At 60.2% G+C, this 18,707-nt stretch carries 19 protein-coding genes, 1 other RNA gene and 1 pseudogene; 10 read left to right on the plus strand and 11 right to left on the minus strand.

Features of this window, described 5'->3' with window-relative positions; all coding sequences use genetic code 11:
• On the plus strand, positions 1-633 hold a 633-nt coding region (locus tag B4F73_RS14905), incomplete at its 5' end, for a carbamoyl phosphate synthase small subunit (RefSeq protein WP_290483653.1).
• 123 nt (positions 634-756) lie between these two features.
• A complete protein-coding gene (locus B4F73_RS14910; RefSeq protein WP_290483654.1) occupies positions 757-1,329 on the plus strand; it encodes a 2OG-Fe(II) oxygenase in 573 nt (190 codons plus the stop codon).
• Between the two features lie 16 nt (positions 1,330-1,345).
• Here B4F73_RS14910 and B4F73_RS14915 read toward each other — a convergent pair whose 3' ends face one another.
• The 6 genes from B4F73_RS14915 to B4F73_RS14940 form a co-directional block, all read right to left on the minus strand.
• Positions 1,346-1,930, minus strand: coding sequence for a TetR/AcrR family transcriptional regulator (locus B4F73_RS14915; RefSeq protein ID WP_290483655.1), 585 nt, complete (start codon positions 1,928-1,930; stop codon positions 1,346-1,348).
• Positions 1,931-2,312: 382 nt separating this feature from the next.
• Positions 2,313-5,045, minus strand: a complete 2,733-nt coding sequence (locus B4F73_RS14920) for a beta-glucosidase family protein (RefSeq protein WP_290483656.1) — start codon at positions 5,043-5,045, stop codon at positions 2,313-2,315.
• Between the two features lie 123 nt (positions 5,046-5,168).
• Positions 5,169-5,606, minus strand: a complete 438-nt coding sequence (locus tag B4F73_RS14925) for an EVE domain-containing protein (protein ID WP_206991266.1) — start codon at positions 5,604-5,606, stop codon at positions 5,169-5,171.
• Positions 5,607-6,467, minus strand: a complete 861-nt coding sequence (locus tag B4F73_RS14930; RefSeq protein ID WP_290483657.1) for a heme-dependent oxidative N-demethylase family protein — start codon at positions 6,465-6,467, stop codon at positions 5,607-5,609.
• Positions 6,468-6,476: 9 nt separating this feature from the next.
• On the minus strand, positions 6,477-7,103 hold the full coding sequence (locus tag B4F73_RS14935; RefSeq protein WP_290480655.1) for a class I SAM-dependent methyltransferase: 627 nt from the start codon (positions 7,101-7,103) through the stop codon (positions 6,477-6,479).
• Positions 7,100-7,819 carry a hypothetical protein gene (locus B4F73_RS14940; protein ID WP_206991269.1) on the minus strand — a complete coding sequence of 240 codons (720 nt, stop codon included), beginning with the start codon at positions 7,817-7,819 and terminating at the stop codon, positions 7,100-7,102. The genes B4F73_RS14935 and B4F73_RS14940 overlap by 4 nt, the downstream gene beginning before the upstream one ends.
• A gap of 227 nt (positions 7,820-8,046) precedes the next feature.
• Here B4F73_RS14940 and B4F73_RS14945 point away from each other — a divergent pair, with 227 nt between their 5' ends.
• Both B4F73_RS14945 and B4F73_RS14950 read left to right on the plus strand, forming a co-directional pair.
• Entirely contained in the window at positions 8,047-8,949 is a 903-nt protein-coding gene (locus tag B4F73_RS14945; protein ID WP_206991270.1) for a DMT family transporter, read from the plus strand.
• Complete coding sequence (locus tag B4F73_RS14950; protein ID WP_290483658.1) at positions 8,949-9,698, plus strand: peptidoglycan recognition protein family protein; 750 nt, start codon at positions 8,949-8,951, stop codon at positions 9,696-9,698. The genes B4F73_RS14945 and B4F73_RS14950 overlap by 1 nt, the downstream gene beginning before the upstream one ends.
• Here the strand turns inward: B4F73_RS14950 and B4F73_RS14955 are convergent.
• Positions 9,677-10,621: a YhjD/YihY/BrkB family envelope integrity protein gene (locus B4F73_RS14955; RefSeq protein ID WP_290483659.1), complete on the minus strand. Its 945-nt coding sequence runs from the start codon at positions 10,619-10,621 to the stop codon at positions 9,677-9,679. The genes B4F73_RS14950 and B4F73_RS14955 overlap by 22 nt on opposite strands.
• A 170-nt stretch (positions 10,622-10,791) precedes the next feature.
• Between B4F73_RS14955 and B4F73_RS14960 the strand changes: the two genes are divergently transcribed.
• A complete protein-coding gene (locus B4F73_RS14960; RefSeq protein ID WP_290483660.1) occupies positions 10,792-11,334 on the plus strand; it encodes a low molecular weight protein tyrosine phosphatase family protein in 543 nt (180 codons plus the stop codon).
• A 4-nt stretch (positions 11,335-11,338) separates the two neighbouring features.
• Here B4F73_RS14960 and B4F73_RS14965 read toward each other — a convergent pair whose 3' ends face one another.
• Together B4F73_RS14965 and B4F73_RS14970 are read right to left on the minus strand one after the other, a co-directional pair.
• Positions 11,339-12,517, minus strand: coding sequence for an acyl-CoA dehydrogenase family protein (locus tag B4F73_RS14965; RefSeq protein WP_290483661.1), 1,179 nt, complete (start codon positions 12,515-12,517; stop codon positions 11,339-11,341).
• Positions 12,518-12,587: 70 nt separating this feature from the next.
• A complete protein-coding gene (locus B4F73_RS14970) occupies positions 12,588-14,120 on the minus strand; it encodes an amidohydrolase family protein (protein ID WP_290483662.1) in 1,533 nt (510 codons plus the stop codon).
• 83 nt (positions 14,121-14,203) lie between these two features.
• Here B4F73_RS14970 and B4F73_RS14975 point away from each other — a divergent pair, with 83 nt between their 5' ends.
• The 3 genes from B4F73_RS14975 (at position 14,204) to rnpB (ending at position 16,154) form a co-directional block, all read left to right on the plus strand.
• Positions 14,204-14,863, plus strand: coding sequence for a TetR/AcrR family transcriptional regulator (locus tag B4F73_RS14975; protein WP_290483663.1), 660 nt, complete (start codon positions 14,204-14,206; stop codon positions 14,861-14,863).
• Between the two features lie 55 nt (positions 14,864-14,918).
• Positions 14,919-15,734: an enoyl-CoA hydratase/isomerase family protein gene (locus B4F73_RS14980; RefSeq protein ID WP_290483664.1), complete on the plus strand. Its 816-nt coding sequence runs from the start codon at positions 14,919-14,921 to the stop codon at positions 15,732-15,734.
• Positions 15,735-15,781: 47 nt separating this feature from the next.
• Positions 15,782-16,154, plus strand: an RNA gene (rnpB, locus tag B4F73_RS14985) — RNase P RNA component class A.
• A gap of 188 nt (positions 16,155-16,342) precedes the next feature.
• Here the strand turns inward: rnpB and B4F73_RS14990 are convergent.
• A complete protein-coding gene (locus B4F73_RS14990; protein WP_290483665.1) occupies positions 16,343-16,690 on the minus strand; it encodes a DUF1428 domain-containing protein in 348 nt (115 codons plus the stop codon).
• Positions 16,691-16,849: 159 nt separating this feature from the next.
• On the opposite strand from B4F73_RS14990, the gene B4F73_RS14995 reads away from it, so the two are divergent.
• On the plus strand, positions 16,850-17,242 hold the full coding sequence (locus B4F73_RS14995) for a hypothetical protein (RefSeq protein ID WP_290483666.1): 393 nt from the start codon (positions 16,850-16,852) through the stop codon (positions 17,240-17,242).
• Positions 17,243-17,376: 134 nt separating this feature from the next.
• Here the strand turns inward: B4F73_RS14995 and B4F73_RS15000 are convergent, their stop codons facing one another.
• Complete coding sequence (locus B4F73_RS15000) at positions 17,377-18,039, minus strand: DUF2959 family protein (protein WP_206991279.1); 663 nt, start codon at positions 18,037-18,039, stop codon at positions 17,377-17,379.
• Positions 18,040-18,186: 147 nt separating this feature from the next.
• Here B4F73_RS15000 and B4F73_RS15005 point away from each other — a divergent pair.
• A pseudogene (locus B4F73_RS15005) lies at positions 18,187-18,707 on the plus strand (hypothetical protein); the annotation flags it as partial.

Raw genomic sequence — 18,707 nt, forward strand, 5'->3', positions numbered from 1 at the left:
TTCGAGAATGCTCAGCGCCTGTGGCAGGTTTCCGGCGGCTATAGCGACATGGCCGACGCCAAACACCATGTCGTCGTTGTTGATTTCGGCGTAAAGAAGAACATCCTGCGCAATCTGGCCCAGACTGGCATCCGCACCAGTGTCGTGAATGGCGATGCCACCGCAGACGAGATTTTCGCCCTTAATCCCGATGGTGTGGTCTTTTCCAACGGTCCCGGCGACCCCGCCGCGACGATTGCCCGTTCCGGCGACATGATCCGCGCAGTCATCAACAAGGGCCTGCCAATTCTCGGCATTTGCCTTGGCCATCAACTGCTCGCCCTCGCACTTGGCGCCAAGACCATGAAGATGGCTCAGGGTCACCATGGCGCAAACCACCCGGTAAAAGACCTGGTCACCGGCAAGGTCGAGATTGTGTCGATGAATCATGGCTTCACAGTAGACCCGTCCACGCTGCCTGAGGGGGTCGAGGAGAGCCATCGCTCACTCTTTGATGGCACCAATTCTGGCCTCGCCGTGAAAAACCGCCCGATCATTTCCGTACAGCATCATCCGGAAGCCAGTCCCGGCCCCCAGGACAGCTTCTACCTGTTCCAGCGCTTTGCGGACCTGATGGCCGCGCACAAGTCCTGATACCGGCCACCGCGACCGACATTCCGGCCCAGCATGGACGCTCCCCTTCCCCTACCGGGTGACAACCGTCTAGGCTGCGTCGCCGCAGACCTCGCAAGCCAGGGCTGGTCATGGCAGCCGGGCTTGCTGCCAGATACCTTGCTGGCCGCCATGCGCGCAGAGATTCAGAGACTGGACGCAGACGCCACACTGGCCCCGGCCGGAATCGGGCGCGATGATGACTTTCAGGTCGACCGCTCCATCCGCAAGACACGCATCACATGGCTTGATGGCTCCAGCGCCGCCCAATTGACCTTTGCCGAATGGGCTGAACACTGGCGGGAGTTTCTCAACCGCACCCTTCTGCTTGGCCTGTTCGAGTTCGAAGCCTGCTACGCCGTCTATCCGGAAGGGGGCTTCTATGATCGCCATCTCGATAGTTTCGAAGGCGCGAAAAATCGGATCGTGTCGATCGTGGTCTACCTGAACGAGGCTTGGAGCGTAGACGATGGTGGCGCGCTGCTGGTCTGGCCTGAAGGGGCGAGAGATGAAGCCTCTCCCGTTGCCTGCATTGTCCCAGAAGGCGGCGGGGTGGTGTTCATGCTGTCGGAGACAATCCCGCATGCCGTCGAGCCAACAGCGCGTCTGCGCTATGGCATTGCAGGGTGGTGGCGCGTAAATCCGGCGATAAATGGGCTCGCGATCCCGCTGGACTGAGCGACGGCCAACTGAATCAGGACAATTTCCGCAATAGGTGTTCAATCGTGTTGTAGATCGACTCGACTGTTACACCCGGCACTTGCCGGCTGAGCGCGACGCCCGCCCCATTCAACGCCCCCTGCAGGATGATTGCAGAAGATGCCGCATTTTCGGTCGCTATAGCCCCCTGTTGGACAAGGTATTGGACGCCAACCCGCACACTTTTCTGGCTGAGGTCAAAGTCAGCCTCATACCAGTCCCGTCCCAGTGCCGCACGACCATCGATCAGCACAATCCTCTGATAGTCGGGCCGCGCGGCCCACTCCAGATACCGGCGCGCGCCAGCGAGCATTGCCGAATATGGATCGCCCGGAGACCGGCCCTCCGCGGCGGCCGCCTGCGTGTCCTGGTTCATTTCCTGTTGCAAGGTTCGCCAGACCTCATAATAGAGCGCCTGCTTGTTCTCGAAATGATGGAACAGGGCACCCTTGGTGATCCCCGCATCTTCCACAATACTTGAGAGACTCGCTTCAAATCCTTCATCGGTAAAACGTTGCCGCGCCGCGCTCAGAATGGCTGAGCGTGTCTCACTGGCCTTTTTGGATCGACGGTTGGACATGTTTAGCTTTTCGGTTGTCGATCTAACATACCAGTGGTATGTAAAATTACCAATGTGGAGGCTCGAGAACGGTTCGTTCCCGATAAGGTACCACCAACTAGACACCAGGCTGGGTGGCATTCCGATACTGCATTGCCAAAGTGGGACGCGGGACGGTTACGGAAACGGGCAGACTGCCTGACGCCGTAACCGTCTTTCCACTTGTCGGCACAGGTCGTCACTTCCGGCAATCATCCCCCCGCACAATCTGTAATAAACACTACAGGATCGAAAGGGTTTTGCAAGTCGTTTGCAAGGACTGGCGTCCACCTGTCATGTAAAAGGCGACGGGCCTGCTTGGAGGCAGGCCCGTCTCAACTATCCATCAACTTGTGAGGTAGAACTACTCGTTCCGCTCAAAGCGAACAGAACTGGTTTCGATGGCACTATCCTTAACAAAGCCGGGCTGACCACTGCCCAAACTGAGGATGGCTTCGGTGCCCTGCGGTGTGACGAACTTCCCATCGATCGCGTAGTAGCCAATGCGCTCTGCCGATAGCGTAAGGCTGACAGTTTGGCTTTCTCCAGGGGCAAGTTCCACGACCTCGAACGCCACCAGCTCGACCTGGGGAATGGCGGCGTGCGCCCGGTCTTGATGCTGGATATAGGCCTGCACCACTTCCCGGCCGGGCATGTCGCCCGTATTTGTCACAGTCACGCTGACCGGCAGAGGCTCTGAAGCGTCATGCGTCTCCGGCACCGACAGGCCGCTATAGTCGAAGCTGGTATAAGAGAGGCCGTGGCCGAATGGATAGAGCGGCTCGCCCTCGTAATATTTATACGTCCGGTTCGCCATCGAATAGTCGCCAAAGTCCGGCAGATCATCGACTGACTTGTAGAAGGTCACCGGCAGCCGGCCCGACGGGCTGAATTCGCCCCAGAGCAGGTCTGCAATGGCCTTGCCCGCCTGCTCCCCCGGATAGAAGGCCTGCACGATGGCCGGCAAATTCTCGTTCTCCCAATTCAGCCCCATCGCCGAGCCGGAGAAGTTCACCATCACGACAGGCTTGCCCGTGGCGTGCAGCGCTTTCAGCAAAGTCTCCTGGCTTTCCGGCAGCTTGATATGCGTGCGGTCACCGCCGAGGAAGCCATCGAGCTCGACGCCCATTTCCTCGCCTTCGAGATTGGCATCAATGCCGCCGAAGAACAGGATCACGTCTGCATCTTCTGCCGCCGCCATGGCTTCGGCTTTCAGGTCACGGGAAACATCTGTCCAGTTGAGATAGGCGTATTTGTCCAGCTGGTCGCGCGGCCAGCCACTGTCGAATTTCAGCACCATACGGACCGAATAGGCTTCACCTGCCTGCATTTCGACGCCGTCCATCTCACCGACTGCTTCCCCATTGATCTCGACCTCACTCCAGCGCGAAGGCTGGAAACGATAGACGCCATCAGCTTCGGGTACGATCACGCCGTCCCACGTCGCGCTGAATTCGTCATTCAAACCGCCTGTGCTGGGGGTGCGGTCCCAGTAGAAGTCGATCTTCTCTTCGACCTGTTCCAGCGTCGGCTCGCCTTCGAGCGTCTTGTTGGGATAGTAGGCAGCCTTCACGCCCGGCACGAGATTGCCGTCGGCATCCTCATGGAACAGAGCGGAAGCAGGCACAGGCTTGTAGTTGGAGTAATTGTCGCCCGCGATGGTCGAGCCGACTGCATAGGTGACGTTCTCGGCACCGATCTTTTCCTTCACGCCTTCCAGCGCCGTAACGGGCTGGGTTGGGCGGCCATAATAGTTTGCCACCAGCGTCCACCAATTGTCGGCATTCGGACCGATCACGGCAACCTTGGTCTCGGGCGCCAGCGGCAAGATGCCGTCATTCTTCAACAGGACAAGGGACTGGCGCGCTGCCTGCTCAGACAGGGCAATGTGTTCGTCACTCGCCACGATATCGAGCGGCGTATCGGCCCACGGCACCAATGCCGGATCATCGTACATGCCAAGACGGAACAGTGCAGTGTAGAGCCGCTCAACCGACTGGTCGATGGTGGCCTCATCGATCAGGCCCTGTGCCACGGCGTCTGGCAGGGCATCCATCTTGTTGCCTTCGCCATCCCCGCAATTGAGGTCGGTTCCCATCTTCACCGACAGGGCTGCTGCTTCGGCGCGCGTATCAACATAGTCATGCGCCGCATAGGGCGCTTCGCCTGCCTCATGTTTCGCTTCGTCATAATAGAAGTCGCCAATCGCGCCGCAGTCGGAAACCACATAGCCGTCGAACTTCAATTCATCGCGTAGCAAATCCACCATCAGCCGTTCGCTGCCACAGGCTGGCGCACCCCAGACGGCGTTATAGGCGCACATGACCGAGCCGACATCTGTCTCGTCGAACGCCATCTTGAAGGCCGGCAGATAGGTTTCCCAGAGGTCGGCATCGGAGGCATGATAGTCATCGCGGTGGCGCGACGGCTCAGGGCCGGAATGGACGGCGTAATGTTTCACTGTCGCAATGGCTTTCAGGTATTTATCGTCATCGCCCTGGATGCCGTTGACGAAATTCACAGCCATGCGGCCCGTCAGGAACGGGTCTTCGCCATAGGTTTCCTGACCCCTGCCCCAGCGCGGGTCGCGGAAGATGTTGATGTTCGGCGACCAGAAGGTCAGCCCGCCATACATGGCGTAGACATCTTCAGAGGCATAATAGTGATGCTTGGCGCGGCCCTCGTCGGAAATCGTCGTGGCGATCTCAAGCATCAGGTCTTCGTCCCAGGTCGAGGCCAGGCCAATTGCCTGCGGGAAGACGGTTGCGTGCCCTGCGCGCGCGACCCCGTGCAGGGCCTCGTTCCACCAATTGTATTCGTGCAGACCAAGGCGCGGAATGCCGGCAGCCTTGTCATACATTTGGGCGGCTTTCTCTTCCAGCGTCATGCGGCTGACGAGATCCCTGGCGCGGGCTTCCGGGCTCAGGGACGCGTCCATATAGGGCAAGATTACCGGCGCCGTCTCGGCCGTGGTCTCCACCAGCTCAGCAGGCGTTTCCCGTGCGTCCAGACTCGCGCACCCGGTCAACAGTGCGATGGATGCCGTAGCCCCCAGAAGATTGAATTTATTCAGAATTTTATGCCGCTGCATAGCCATGCCGGTCTCCCTGTGACGTTTCTCAGGGGCGGCGACCATGCGCATACACCCCCTTATTGGGGCGTATTGTTGCACGCTAACATTTTTTACGCCAGACGCTTTTTTTGGCTTTTTTACCTGTGGTCAGACCGGCTTCAAAGTCTTCGGATCGAGCCCGCCCATCCGGCAGACTTCCTTCCATTCATTCGGTTTCACAGGCTGAACCGACAGGCGAAATGACGTGACCAGACTCATGTCTTCCAGCTTCGGATTGGCCTTCACGTCTTTCAGCTTCACGGGCTTGGGCATGTCGGCCAGCGCGCGCAGATACACACAGTCCCAACGCTCATCATCTGTCGTGGAATCGGGTGCACTCTCGGCAGAAACTTCCACCACGCCCACGACTTCCAGTCCCTTGTTGGAGTGATAGAAGAAGGCCCGGTCGCCAATCTTCATGTCGCGCATGAAATTGCGGGCCTGATAATTGCGGATGCCGGACCATTCCTCGCCCTCATCGCCCTTGGCCTTTTGCTCGTCCCAGCTCCACGCGTCGGGTTCGGATTTGAACAGCCAGTATTTCATTTATCCTGCCTCGTCTTTTCTGCTGCGTTTGGAAGTAACCGGATTCAGGCTGGCGTCCAGTGCAGCCCGAACCAGACGATCATAGATTGCCCAGCCTTTATAGTGTGCCATGGCCGGATCAACACTCTGCCAGGCCGATGCAAAAGCCTCTGCATGGTGCGACATCGAGATCGCTGCGCGCAGCGGATCAATCACGATACGGATGGTAAAAAGCAACGCGCCCGTCTCGGGCAATTTCCGGATCGTCTGGCGTTCCACGCGCAGGTGCAGCTGGTCCAGCGCGTCTGCCTCTTGCATTGCCTGCGCACGTACTTTCAGGGGCGCAGAGCTGGGCGTGAACCGCTCATCCCCTGGCTGGACCGACCAATTGCACCGTTCCAGCACGAGGCCCGGCCTGAGCCCATCAAAGATGCGAGAGATACGCGCCGCAAGGCCTGGGTCACCACCCGGCACCGGCGCGTGAAGTCCGCTAAGCGGCTTGCCAAACTTCTCGGCGAGGCTCCAATAGGTTGGCGTGCAGAGGCTCGCGGCCTTCAGTCTCCATAGCCCCTCAGCGTCACGCACCATGATGCAGAGATCATCCGAAACCATTGCGGAAGCCGCTTCCAGCGGAGTGGACCAGTCGCCAACTGCCGGACCGGTTGCTGCCAGTACAGTCGTCGCAGCCTCTGTCATTTCGGCGTCTGCATTATGGGCTGCAAAGACGTCTGATCGGCGCGTTCGCATCAATTCACGTTTGGGGGCAAGCCACACCGCGGCCTCGGTGTCCGGCCACAACCAGGCTTCGGGGGCAATCGGCTTCAGTCCCGGCGCAATGCTGGGTGGCCCGTCCAGAAAAGGCAGATAGGGTGGTGCACGCATGCCTTGGTGTCAGACCGGAACCGCTGTGCCCCAGCTGACGAAGCCAGCCACTTTGGGCGTTGATGGCAGATACATCGTCTCAGCGTCTTCCAGCCGGAACCCGGCCGAGGCAAACATGGCCTCGGTATCGCGCGTCAGGTGGCAACCGCCCGCAAGCGGCTTCCACACAGGTTCGATCCGTCGCTGCCACTTCGACACGCCTTCATCCGGCGCAAGGCCATGTTCGGAGAACAGGATCTTGCCGCCGGGTTTCAGAACACGTCGCACTTCCTTCAGCGACGCCTCCCAGTCCGGAATTGTGCACAGGACGAAGGTTATGACGACCGTGTCGATGGAATCATCTTCCAGCGGAATGGATTCTGCTCCGGTCTGAAGAAAATCGATATGGTGGCCAATGCCGAGGCGTCCCGCTTCGCGGCGAGCCTTGTTGACCATCAATTCGGAAGGCTCCAGCGCATAGAGATGGTCGACCTTGTTGCCATCATAGAGCGCGAAATTCGTACCCGATCCCGCACCGATTTCCAGCACACGGCCGGTGGCCTTCGGCACGACTTTCTCGCGCTGTTTCATGATCGGCTTGGTGCTGCAGGCACACGCTACAATGTGCGGGACAACGTAGCGATCCCACGGGTTCACTGACCCGGCTCCTCAGTGGAGGAATAGCCCGGGAAGCGCTGTTTCTGGATCAGCGTCTTGGTCGCCTCGGATGGGCGCGCAATGAGCGCGTCCTGAGAGATGTTCACAACATACTCAAACCGGTCGCCCATGGGCTGGTAAGTGGCCGAGCCGTACTGCGCGTCAATGCCGAACCGCCCGCCCTGCTCCTCGGCCAGGCGATGCACATCCAGCCCCGGATTGGTTGCCAGGGCGATCCCATTGGTTGTCGCCTCGGTCACTGAATCCGGTGTGAAGCGGCGCGACATGCGGCCTTCGATGAAGTCGAGCCGGTATATCGAGTCATATCCCAGCATATTGGCCATCGGCTTGAACTTGATGACCTGCGCACCGATCTCGAATTCGTTGCCGCGCAGCACTGGCTGGGCCCCATTGGCCTCAACCAGTTTGCGACCATCGGAAAATGTCAGATCCAGTGTGTAGGCATTAGCTTCGCCTTCGACCGCTTCAAACTTGATATTGGCGGCGTAGCGTTCCTTTGTCAGGCGCTTGTAGGTCTGCAGGTTGAGCCCGGCAAAGGCCACGACCCCCGCCAAAGCAAGCATTCCGGCGCCAAAGGTCAGGCGAACGGCACCAGAACCTGCTTTCAGGCGTGCCAGTTTTCCAAAACCTGCAAACAGCAACATCAGACCGATCACGGCCGCAATTGCTGGCAAAATCCACCAGATCAGTCCCATACACCACACCTCCTGATAACAGGTCCGGATTGGCCCCGCCTTCCACCTGCCAATGACTATAACATCTTCTTAACGATTGTTTAGCGCATCCCGCAGCCGTCAGTTCCCTCGCAAGCCTCACCTGACTGCAAGCTGAATATACCAATCTGCTCTACAGCTGCCCGGCCAGCAAGAGAAAGTCCAAAGCCCCCTGCCCAGCCCGGATAAATCCTGCTAACCGCCAAAGCATGTCCTTTCGCGATTTTATTCTCCTGTTCGCCGTGTGCCTTGTCTGGGGCCTCAACATCGTCGTCACGCGATGGGTTGTTGCCGATATCGGCGTGCCGCCGATTTTCTTCGCGGGCATCCGCTTTGCCGGAGTCGCCCTGCTGCTGCTCGCATTCCTGCGGCCAAAGCCCGAAGACCTGAAAATGCTGTTCCTGATCGCCATGTTCATTGGCGCGGTACACTTCTCTCTCCTCTTCATGGGATTGCAGAATGCCGAAGCGTCCGCGGCCTCGATCACCGGCCAACTGGGCGCGCCCTTCTCGACATTGATGAGCATGGCATTTCTCGGCGAAACCATCGGCTGGCGGCGCGGCCTCGGCATCATGCTGTCCTTTGCCGGCGTTGTGCTGATCGCATTCGACCCGGCCAGTTTCACCATCTCCATCGGACTGGTCTACATCACCATCGCTGCCTTTGTCGGCTCGGTGGGCGGCATCCTGATGAAGCGTATGGCCCCGATCAAGGCATTGCGCCTGCAGGCTTGGGTCGGCCTGTTCAGCTTCGCCCCGCTCCTGATCACGTCCAGCATGATCGAGACAGGCCAGTTGGAGGCCTTGTCACGCGGCGGATGGCAGCTGGCCGTGGCCTGGCTGTTCGCCGTGGTCGGCGTGTCCATTTTTGGCCATGGCGGTTTTTATACGCTGATCAAGAAATATGACATCTCGCTGCTCTCGCCGCTCACCCTGATGACGCCCGTCTGGGGCGTCGTGTTCGGCATCGTCCTGCTGAACGAACCCATCACGGCACGCCTGATACTCGGTTCCGTCATCTCGCTGTCTGGCGTATTTGTCATCGCCGTGCGCCAGAACAAGACCCTGCCGGATGCGGCCATCGTCAAGAAAATGGGATCCGGAGGCAGCTGATGGACATCACGCAAACGCCGAGTCCGAACTTCAACATGCGCAAGCACAAGCTCGACATGCTGGTCCTGCACTATACCGGCATGGCGACCGGCGAGGAGGCCCTGGAGCGCATGTGCGACCCGGCCGCCGAAGTCTCTGCCCATTACATGGTCTGGGAGGATGGCCGCATCACCCAGCTGGTCGATGAGGACAAGCGCGCCTGGCATGCAGGCGTCGCCAGCTGGCAGGGGCAGCAGGATCTCAACTCCCGTTCCATCGGCATCGAGATCGTCAATGGCGGGCATGACTTCCCCTTGCCCGATGGCGGCCTGCCACCCTATCCGCGCCCGCAAATCCATGCCCTGCTGGATCTCGTCCACGACATTCTCGGTCGCCACGATATTCCAGCCACGCGCATCCTCGGTCATTCCGACATCGCGCCCCTGCGCAAGCAGGACCCCGGAGAGCATTTCCCGTGGGAACGGCTCGCCCGCGCCGGCATCAGCCTGTGGCCGGAATTCGACGGCACGACGAAAGAGATCATCGGCAAAGGGCTCGAACGCGGCACCTCCGGCTCCAGCGTCTGGCGTCTCCAGACCATGCTGTCAGAAATCGGCTATGGCTTCGACGTGACCGACATCTATGGCGAGACCTGCGAGAAGGTGATCACCGCCTTCCAGCGCCGCTGGCTGCCAGAGCATGTCACCGGGCAAGCCGACCTCAATACGCTGCGCCGCATTGGCGTCATTCACGCGCTGTTTACGGCCTGAGACTCAACCGCTTCGATCTCTTCATCCTCATCTTCCGCAATCACCTCTTCCCGCTGCATACGTGCGGCCCATTCGACCGCCAGCGCTGCGCCAAACAGAAGCGCCGAAACCGACACTGACAACCAGATGAAGCCAAGGATCACCGAAGCCAGCGCACCATAGAATGTGTCGAGCGCACTGAATTTGAGGTAGAGGTGATAGCCCCAGGTCGCGACCAGCCAGGCCAGTGCGCCAGCCGCAGCCCCCATTGCCTTGGCCCGGTGCCCCTTCACCCGCCCGTGCAGGGACAGGGCAATAATCAGATAGAACACCGCAAAACAGGCGATCCCCTTCCCCAGCCACAGGGTGGAGGCAATGTCCGATACGGTCTGCGCCAGTTCGAACGCAATATAGCCTTCCCGCTCGGTGATCAGCGACAGGATCAGTTGCAGCGCGCCCAGGATCCAGACCGACAGGATAAGCAGCGCCGTCATCAGGATCGATACGCCCTGGAAGCGGATAATCCGTGTGCGCCGTTCACTGCCTGCCACCATGCGGATGCCGGTAATCGCAGCCTTCGCGCCTGAGCTTGCGGTGTAAAACACCACAATCACCGCCAATAGCGCGCGAAAGGTTACGCCCTGCGGCGTGGACTCATGGATCACATCAAGGTCGGCCTTGCTGAGCGGGGCCACGGCTGAGACCAACACCTGATCGACCGTATCGCCCAGTTGGCGGCTGAGATCTGCCGGTAGCAGCGCAAACAGCAAGGTCAGGGTCAGATAGACAATCGGAAAGATGGAGAACAAGGCATAGAAGCTGATCCCACCGGTCACGATCCGCACTTCCGGCTTCGACAGGCGGACAATGGCGCACCAGAGCGGCGAGATCACCCAGTGGCGGACCGGCTGGGGCACAGGCAGCTTCTTGATCCACTTCAGCATACAGCCTCCATTGGTGAGACCTTCCATATGGAGCAATTCGCGTCCCCGTCCCACCTTTTCCCTATCTGGTCCTTTCCGGCCCCTTGCCGGACAGGGACACATTACGCTATGACCCCCGCATTCCTCGTATTGCCGCGGCTGCTGACCCGCACAGTATGAGGATCACCACCATGACACACCCACAGGATCGTGGGGCGCGTCGGCGCATCAATCGCCACCGCCCGGACACATACCTTTCCCGCAGCCAGCGGATCGACCGCTATGGCGTTGAGAAGCAATGGAAACACCTTTATGGGCGAAGCGTGAAACTTCGCCGCGCGCAACAGCTCGGAAAGCTGTGGCCCCGCCGCGAATGGGAGAAACTGATGGCCGAGGCCGACCCCGTAAACGTGTTGTTCGTCTGCTCGAAAAACCAGTGGCGCAGCCCCACTGGCGAGGCGATCTTCGCCAAAGCCGACGGCATTGCGACACGCTCTGCCGGCACCGCCCGCAGCGCACGGCGGCAGGTCTCGCTGGAAGACATTCGTTGGGCTGACCTTATCCTCGTGATGGAGGAAAAGCATGCCGCACGCCTCAAGGCCGATTTCCGTCAGGATATCCGGTTCAAACGCCTGCACGTGCTCGACATTCCGGACGACTACAAATTCATGGACACCGATCTGGTCGCACTGATCCGCACAGCAGCAGAGCCGCTGATTTTTGGAAACAGTTGACCCGTCAGACCATGCCCCCATCCGTCGGCAGGTCCAGCAGCAATCGCCCGGTCAATTCCCATGTCGCGGGGGCGGTCACGATATGCTGCGTCATCGCGTGCGCGTCGCGAAAGCGGCGCTGCAGATCAGAGGATTCGAACAGGGACGCGCCGCCGCCAAGGTCATACAGGGTACGGCAGATGTCTGCGCCGGTCCGCGTCATGTGCGTACACGCCATGCGCAAGGCTGCGCGGCGCTCGACCGGAATGCCTTCACCCGGCTTCACGCCAAGCGCGACGGCCCAGGTCTCGTCCAACTCCGCCATCATATAGGCGCGGGCTGCGCGCCACTGGGCCTCGGCCTCGGCAAAGCTCGCCTGAATAGTCTGGCGCTCGGCCAGCGTTTTCCTGCTGCCCTGGCTCTTCTTGGCGCTGGCGAGATCCTTGAAAGCATCGAGGCTCGCCCGCGCATTGCCCATCGCCACGGCCGATACGCCCAATGACAACAGGCCAAAGGCCGGGAACGTATAGAGCGGCCCCGTTTCGCGGGGAACATCCGTAATCAGAGAAACAGACCGCGCCGCCGGCACGAAGATATTATCCACCGACAGATCGCCGCTACCAGTCCCTTTCAGGCCCATCACATGCCATGTGTCGTGCAGGGTCGCCTCGCTGGCCGGGAACACCATCATGCGTTGATCTGGCGCGCCGGATGGCAGGCGTTTCAGCTCGCCATCCTCGAACACCATGCAGCCGCCCGCCAGCCAGCTGCAATTGGCTGAGCCGGAACCCCATTGCCAGCGCCCGCTGACACGATAGCCATCGCCTTCCACGTCAGCCCGGCCCATCGGCGCAAACACGCCGCCTGTGATCGTCAACGGGTCAGCATAGATTTCCGTCGCCATGTCCGGCGCCATATAGGCGGCGTTCATGGAGGTCGTGCAGGCAATCATGGAGCACCACCCGGCGCTGGCATTGGCGCGCGCGATCTGTTCAACGCCCTCGATGAATTCTCGCGCCGTCAACTCCAGCCCGCCATAGGTCTTTGGCGTCATCATGCGGAACGCGCCCCCCGCCGCCATCTTCCCGGCAAGGTCGGCAGGCAGCCGCCGCGCGTCTTCCATCTCGGCCGCCCGGTCGGCCAACTCCGGCGTCAGCGCGTCCAGAGCCGCCTGCAAGGTCTCGTAAGTCGTGATCTCGGTCATGGCTCACGCTACCCCAGCCTGCCTTCCCTTGCCCAGTCCTGACGTGGCGCGATGGCGGGCAGACGGGCGATCACCCGCCTTCAGCGACCGGTATCGGCACGGTCCGGCTCGCATCATTTGCGGCCTTCACCGTATCCAGCATTTGATCCAGGTCTTTTCGGTTGAAAACACTGTCGCCAATAATGACCATTTCAATGGCGTCCGTCGCGCCAATATCCTCCAGCGGATTTTCCCGCAACAAGACGAGATTTGCCTTCTGGCCAGGACGGACCTGGCCCGTGGACGTACCCATGAAATCACCGGGAACTGACGTGGCCGAGGCAAGGATCTGCGCCGGACTCATGCCAGCCGCCTGCAAAGCTGTCATTTCTCCATGAAGGGAAAAGCCCGGCACCCGGACGGGCACGTTTGCGTCTGTCCCGGTCATGATCGCCACGCCGCGCGCCATGAACGCCTCGAACAGGATGTGCTGGGCTTCGGCATAGGTTTGCCAATAGAGGCGGCTGCGCGCCTTGCGATCATCATCCCACTGGTCTGGCCAGCGGTAAATGTTCACATCCGGCAGCCACCCCATGCCGCGTGACGTGATCACGGTGCCTTCCGCGATGCCGGGATTTTCATAGACCAGCTTTGCAGCGCCCAATTCCGTTTGGAGGTCCGACTTCTGCCTCTGGAAACTGTCGATCAGTTCCAGCGTGGAGGTCACGGAAATGTCGTGCGCGATCATCTGATCCGCGACATCCTCGCTCCGTCCCCGGACAAAGGTCAGGAAGTCTTCCGCTGTGTCGGCGCTATAGCCGCCAAACTCGCGGTCCAGCGCTTTGACGAATTCTTCGACATGGGCGACTTCGCTCTGATGGGATGCCCACAAATCCTCCAGACCGGTCGCCACCGGCAAATGCCCGACCAGCGGAATATCATGCTTGGCCGCCGCTGCGCTGAGGGCGATGTAACCTTCGCGATCCAGATAGCTGCTGGCTTTCATCGCGTCATACCCTTTGGCGACATAGTCCTGGACCGCCTTGTCGACCTGCTCTGCTGTCCGCACGATGGTCTTGTGCTGCACCCAGCCGACAAATGCGCCCTCCATCGGTCCAAAGGTCGCAAATTGTGGCGCGACCGCAAAAATGTCCGGTCCGATCCTGCCACCCTCGATCTCGTCCCTCCAGCGCAGATTGACCGGCAGGCTGTTCATGTCCCGCACCTGCGTCACACCATTGGCCACATAGAGCAGAAGATCATTCTCGCTTTCCCAGAGATGGACGTGCGAGTCTGTAAAACCCGGCACGAGATACATGTCGCGCCCGACAAGCGAGGGGATGCCTCTGGGAACTGTCGTCGAATTGCCGACGGATCGGATTTCCCCGTCCCTGATCGTCACGATCTGGTCCGGCAGAAAGCGATCTCCTTCCGGCGCAAGCACGTTCACATGGAAGATGGCATAACTGTCCATACCCTCTTTCGACAATGCAGGATCGGCCACTTCGGTCAGGCCGCCATACATTCTCGTCAGCTCACGATCGATGAACAGGTAGGAAGATACCGCGCCGACCATCATGACGGCCGCAACGCCCAACACGATCCTGACAATCCATTTTCTCATTTCGCCAGCCTTCATCTAGTCACTGTCTACATTGTCTCTGCCTGCGCATCTAGACAGTGTCAAGTGACGTGCTATCAAGACGGATGGCCTCAACTGAAAAGTCTTCCCGGAAAACTTACCATCATGGCGATCTCGCCAGTGAACTGTTGCGCGCGGCCGAGAGGGAACTTGCCGAAAACGGTATTGAATCCTTTTCCCTGCGCGCGGTCGCCAAGCGCGCGGGCGTCAGCCACGGGGCCCCTGCCCACCATTTCAGGGATGCCCGCGGCCTGCTCACCGCGCTGGCGGCGTCCGGCTTCCGGCGATTGGTCGCCACACAGGAAGCCCGTCAGGACGCGGCCGAGCGCGATGTGCGCTCACAACAGATTGCGGTGGGGCTTGGCTATATTGATTTCGCGCTGGAGAACCCGGCCCTGTTTCGCCTGATGTTCAGCTCGGAAAAGCCTGACCGAACCGTGGCAGATCTCGGAGCGGCCTCCATCGCTGCCTATGAGAAACTGATGTCGGGCGTGCGCAGCGTCGTCGGAAACAATCCCCCCGATGATCCCGGCGCGATGAAACACGTCATGGCCTCCTGGGCCATGGCGCACGGGCTGGCCGATCTCATCGTCTCGGGCCGGGCCGAACGTCCGTTGAACTTCAGTGCCTTGTCCCCCCAAAAGCGCGACGCTCTCCTCTCGGACCTGATGGCCAGCCAGCTTGACGTCCGGTTCGCAGTTGACTTCCCACCGCCTGCACCCTGATCGTGACGCTGACAGGGAGCACGCCGGAAAGGCGGCCAGCCGGACGGGAGGGTTTATGCCGGACACAACCACGACAGAGCGCTTTGGCGACTTCGTTTCGCTGGAACGCGCAGGCCGCCTCGTCACCGTCACCTATGATCGCGGCGACGGACTGAATGCGCTCTCCATCCAGGGCATGACCGAACTGCGGGATGTGGCGCGGGCACTGGCAGACGATGATTCCAGTTCCGTTATTGTCCTGACCGGCACATCCGTCTTCTCTGCAGGGGCAGACCTGAAGGATCCCGACCGCAAGGGCCGTGACGAGATGACGCTGCTGCAGCAACGCAGTGCCGTCCGGCTCGGCCCGGACATGTGCCAGGCCTGGGCCGATCTTGAACAGGTCACCATCGCCGCCATTGAAGGCTTCTGCATAGGCGGCGGTCTGGCGCTCGTCGCATCCTGTGACCACCGGGTCTGTTCGGACACGGCGGAATATCGCCTGCCGGAAGTCCCGCTCGGCATGAATATGAGCTGGCGCTCGGTCCCCCGGCTCGTCGCCCTGATGGGGCCATCGCGCGCCAAGCAACTCATCATGCTGGGCCGGAAACTGAACGCCCAGACGGCGCTGGACTGGGGCCTCGTCGACGAGATTGCCGCGTCCGGCAAGACGCTCACAGCTGCCACCCGTCTCGCCCGCGACTATGCGGCCCTGCCCCCGATCGCGCTGCGCATGACCAAACAGGCCATCGACACCACCGCCCAGCCCCTTGCCTTTGCCACCAGTTTCATGGACCGCGATCAATTCCTGCTCGCCAGCCAGTCGAATGACCAGGCCGAAGCAATCCGCGCCTTCCTCGAAAAGCGCACCCCCGACTTCTCGGGCGACTGAAGCATGACTGGCGCCGAGCAGGTTTTCCGCCTATATCCCCCTCTGGACCAGACGGCCGGGCAGCCGCTGGTGCGCGGGTAACTGCGTACTGGAGGAAAGTCCGGGCTCCAGGGAAACAGGGCGACGGCTAACGGCCGCCCGGCGTGAGCCGAGGGAAAGTGCCACAGAAAGCAAACCGCCTCCCCTTCGGGAGAGGTAAGGGTGAAAGGGTGGGGTAAGAGCCCACCGCAGGCCTGGCGACAGGACTGGCACGGTAAACCCCGCCCGGAGCAAGACCGAATAGGGGGCACATATGGGCTGTTTCACGCCCGTGCCCCGGGTGTGTCGCGTGAGGTGCCTGGCAACAGGCATCCCAGAGGAATGGCTGCCAGACCGTGGCAACACGGCGAACAGAACCCGGCTTACAGGCCGTCTGGTCTTACTTCCCGGTGCCGCCATACGGCAGCATTTGATCGAAGATCGAATGAAGGAAGAAGAGGCCCGCAGCGCAAGCAAGGGCTGGTCTCCTGCCCGAGAATCAATGGTCGGGAAGCGAGACGCAATGTGCACGCACTGCCCCCCGCATATGAAACCCCATGAAAAGATATGAAATGCCCTTGAGACGCTGCCTAAGCCTCCAGCATCGTCTCGAACCCGCCAAAGATCAGGCGCGCACCATCGAACGGCATCTCCATGCCCTGCATCCGTTCATCACTCTCCAGCTTCGCCCAGGCCGCATCACGCACCGTCTTTGACGGCCAGGTCACCCAGGAAAACACGATCCCTTCGTCCGCTTCGCGCATGACCGCCAGATGCATGGATGTCTTCTTGCCCTCCGGCACATCCACGCCCCAGCATTCGGTGACGCTCAGCGCGCTGTATTCCTTCATCAGGCCGGCCATCATCTTCGCCTGCGCCAGGTAGGCCGCCTTGTTCGCCTCCGGCACGGCCGCCATGAAACAATCGACATAAGTCATCAGCTATTTCTCCCTCTTGCCCGACAACCTGCCGGAGCCCGCCTTATCCTACCTTGCCGAAAGGAATTATCCCACACATGACGAGTCCGGCCCCTGTGTCGCCATTGATCTGACCAGAAACTTATCCGACGCACCCATGGCCGTGCCTACACTGCGCACATGACTGACGCCTTCACCACATTGCGAAATCTGCCGCCCCATCTCCAGACCCATCGGTTCTGGATATGGGTGCAGATTGTGGTGCTGACTTTCTTTGTGCGCCATGTTCGCAGGGATGCGCGGCAGATGCTGGTGCAAATCACGTCGTCCGGCGCGGTCCATATCGCGGTCATTGGTGATATGCCGGGCACAGCCAAAGCTGACCCGCTCAGCTTTGCGCCTTCGCGGGCATTTCTTGCAGCCATGTCAGGATTTGAACCCGAGCGGGGCGGTATCTGCTCACCCCGAACGCATTCGAGGCCTGGAATTGAAATATGTGTCCCCTCAATTCCAGATTCCGGCCGAGACCGGAATGAGCAGACTTCGGTGAGCTTGCCCCTGCCAGAGACCTGAACAGAACTCGCGCCCCACAATTAGGTTCCCAAAAAAGCGCCTTTTCCGGCGTCATTTGTGCAGCATCCAAAGCACGATACAACAATGGGGCCATCTGGCCCCATTGTCTGAACAAGTTTCCCGTTGAAAATGCGCTAGACCGAACCGGCCTGCATTTCCTGGATGAAGGCATCCGCATCGGCGATGGAACGCTCCATCTCGGCAATCAGGGCCGCGACATCGGTCTCGATATTACGTGTCTCATCGCCCAGCGCCGCGATCGCGCGCGCATTCAGATTGTGTTTGAGAAACAGGACCCGGTCCTTGAACACGGCCAGCACCGGATCCATCGACGCGGCAGCCCGGTCCATCTTTTCGACCAGCACGGCATAGCGGTCGCGTGTCGCCTCCAATTGCTCGGCCGAGGCACGGCGCAGGCCCGGATCGGAATATTCTTCCAGTTCCTTGCGCCATTCCACAAACAGGTCGCGGGAGACTTGTTTCATGTCCTTGATGCGTTCGCGCACGCGATCCGCCTTCTCCTCGGACCGTTCATAGGCGCGATTCAGGGAGTCGTAAGACGCTTCCAGTTCGCCAGCATCAAACGCCACAACCGACCGGAAGGCTTCCAGCGCATTGGAAAACTCCGTCTTTGCATCCGCCTGGGCATCCGCTGCATCATTGACCCTGGATACGAGCAAATCGCGCTTCTGGTATCCGAACTGCTCCATCGCGCCGTAATAGGCGGTCGAGCAAGCAGATAGTGTGGACGTGGCGAGAGCTGCTGCGAGCATTGCAGCGTGTAGACGACTGGACATGATGGACACGAAACCCCTTCCCCGTGAATTCAATCGCCCCTGTTTGCCGTGCGTCGCCCGATCCGTCCAGTTGCGCGGGCAAAAAGGTTTCATGACCCTGCCGTAATGTGATCGCATTTGCTGTATGTTCTGAATCCTATGGATGCCGTGGCTCGATTTCCCTTCCGTCTCTACCGACAAATGGACGCCGATCCGCGCCATTGGCAGGTCGCGGCCTTGGGTGGACTGTTCACGCTCAGTTGGATGACCAGCGATTTCGGCGTCACCCTGCCGACCCTGTGCCTCTCATTTACCGGAGCCATGATCGCGCAACTGCTCGGCACCACAATATCAAATGCCCGAGACGGCAATCCCTTCCTGTATCGTTTCGAATGGAAGTCAGCCCTGATCACAGCACTTGGAATCACACTCCTGCTACGTGCGGCCGATCCGTGGATCTGGTTCGCGGCGGGCTTTGTCGGCATTGCCCTGAAATTTCTCGTGCGCATTGATGGCAAGCACATTTTCAATCCCGGCTGCATCGGCATCGTCATCATGATGCTTCTGCTCGGCAACAAGGCGTGGGTCTCGCCCGGTCAATGGGGTCAGGCCCCCCTGGTCGCCGGCTATGCGATGGCGCTGGCCGCACTGACCCTGTCCAGCGCCAAACGACTCGATATCGCCCTCGG

This window comes from Hyphomonas sp. UBA3601, assembly GCF_002375605.1.
In the GTDB taxonomy this organism is placed as follows: domain Bacteria; phylum Pseudomonadota; class Alphaproteobacteria; order Caulobacterales; family Hyphomonadaceae; genus Hyphomonas.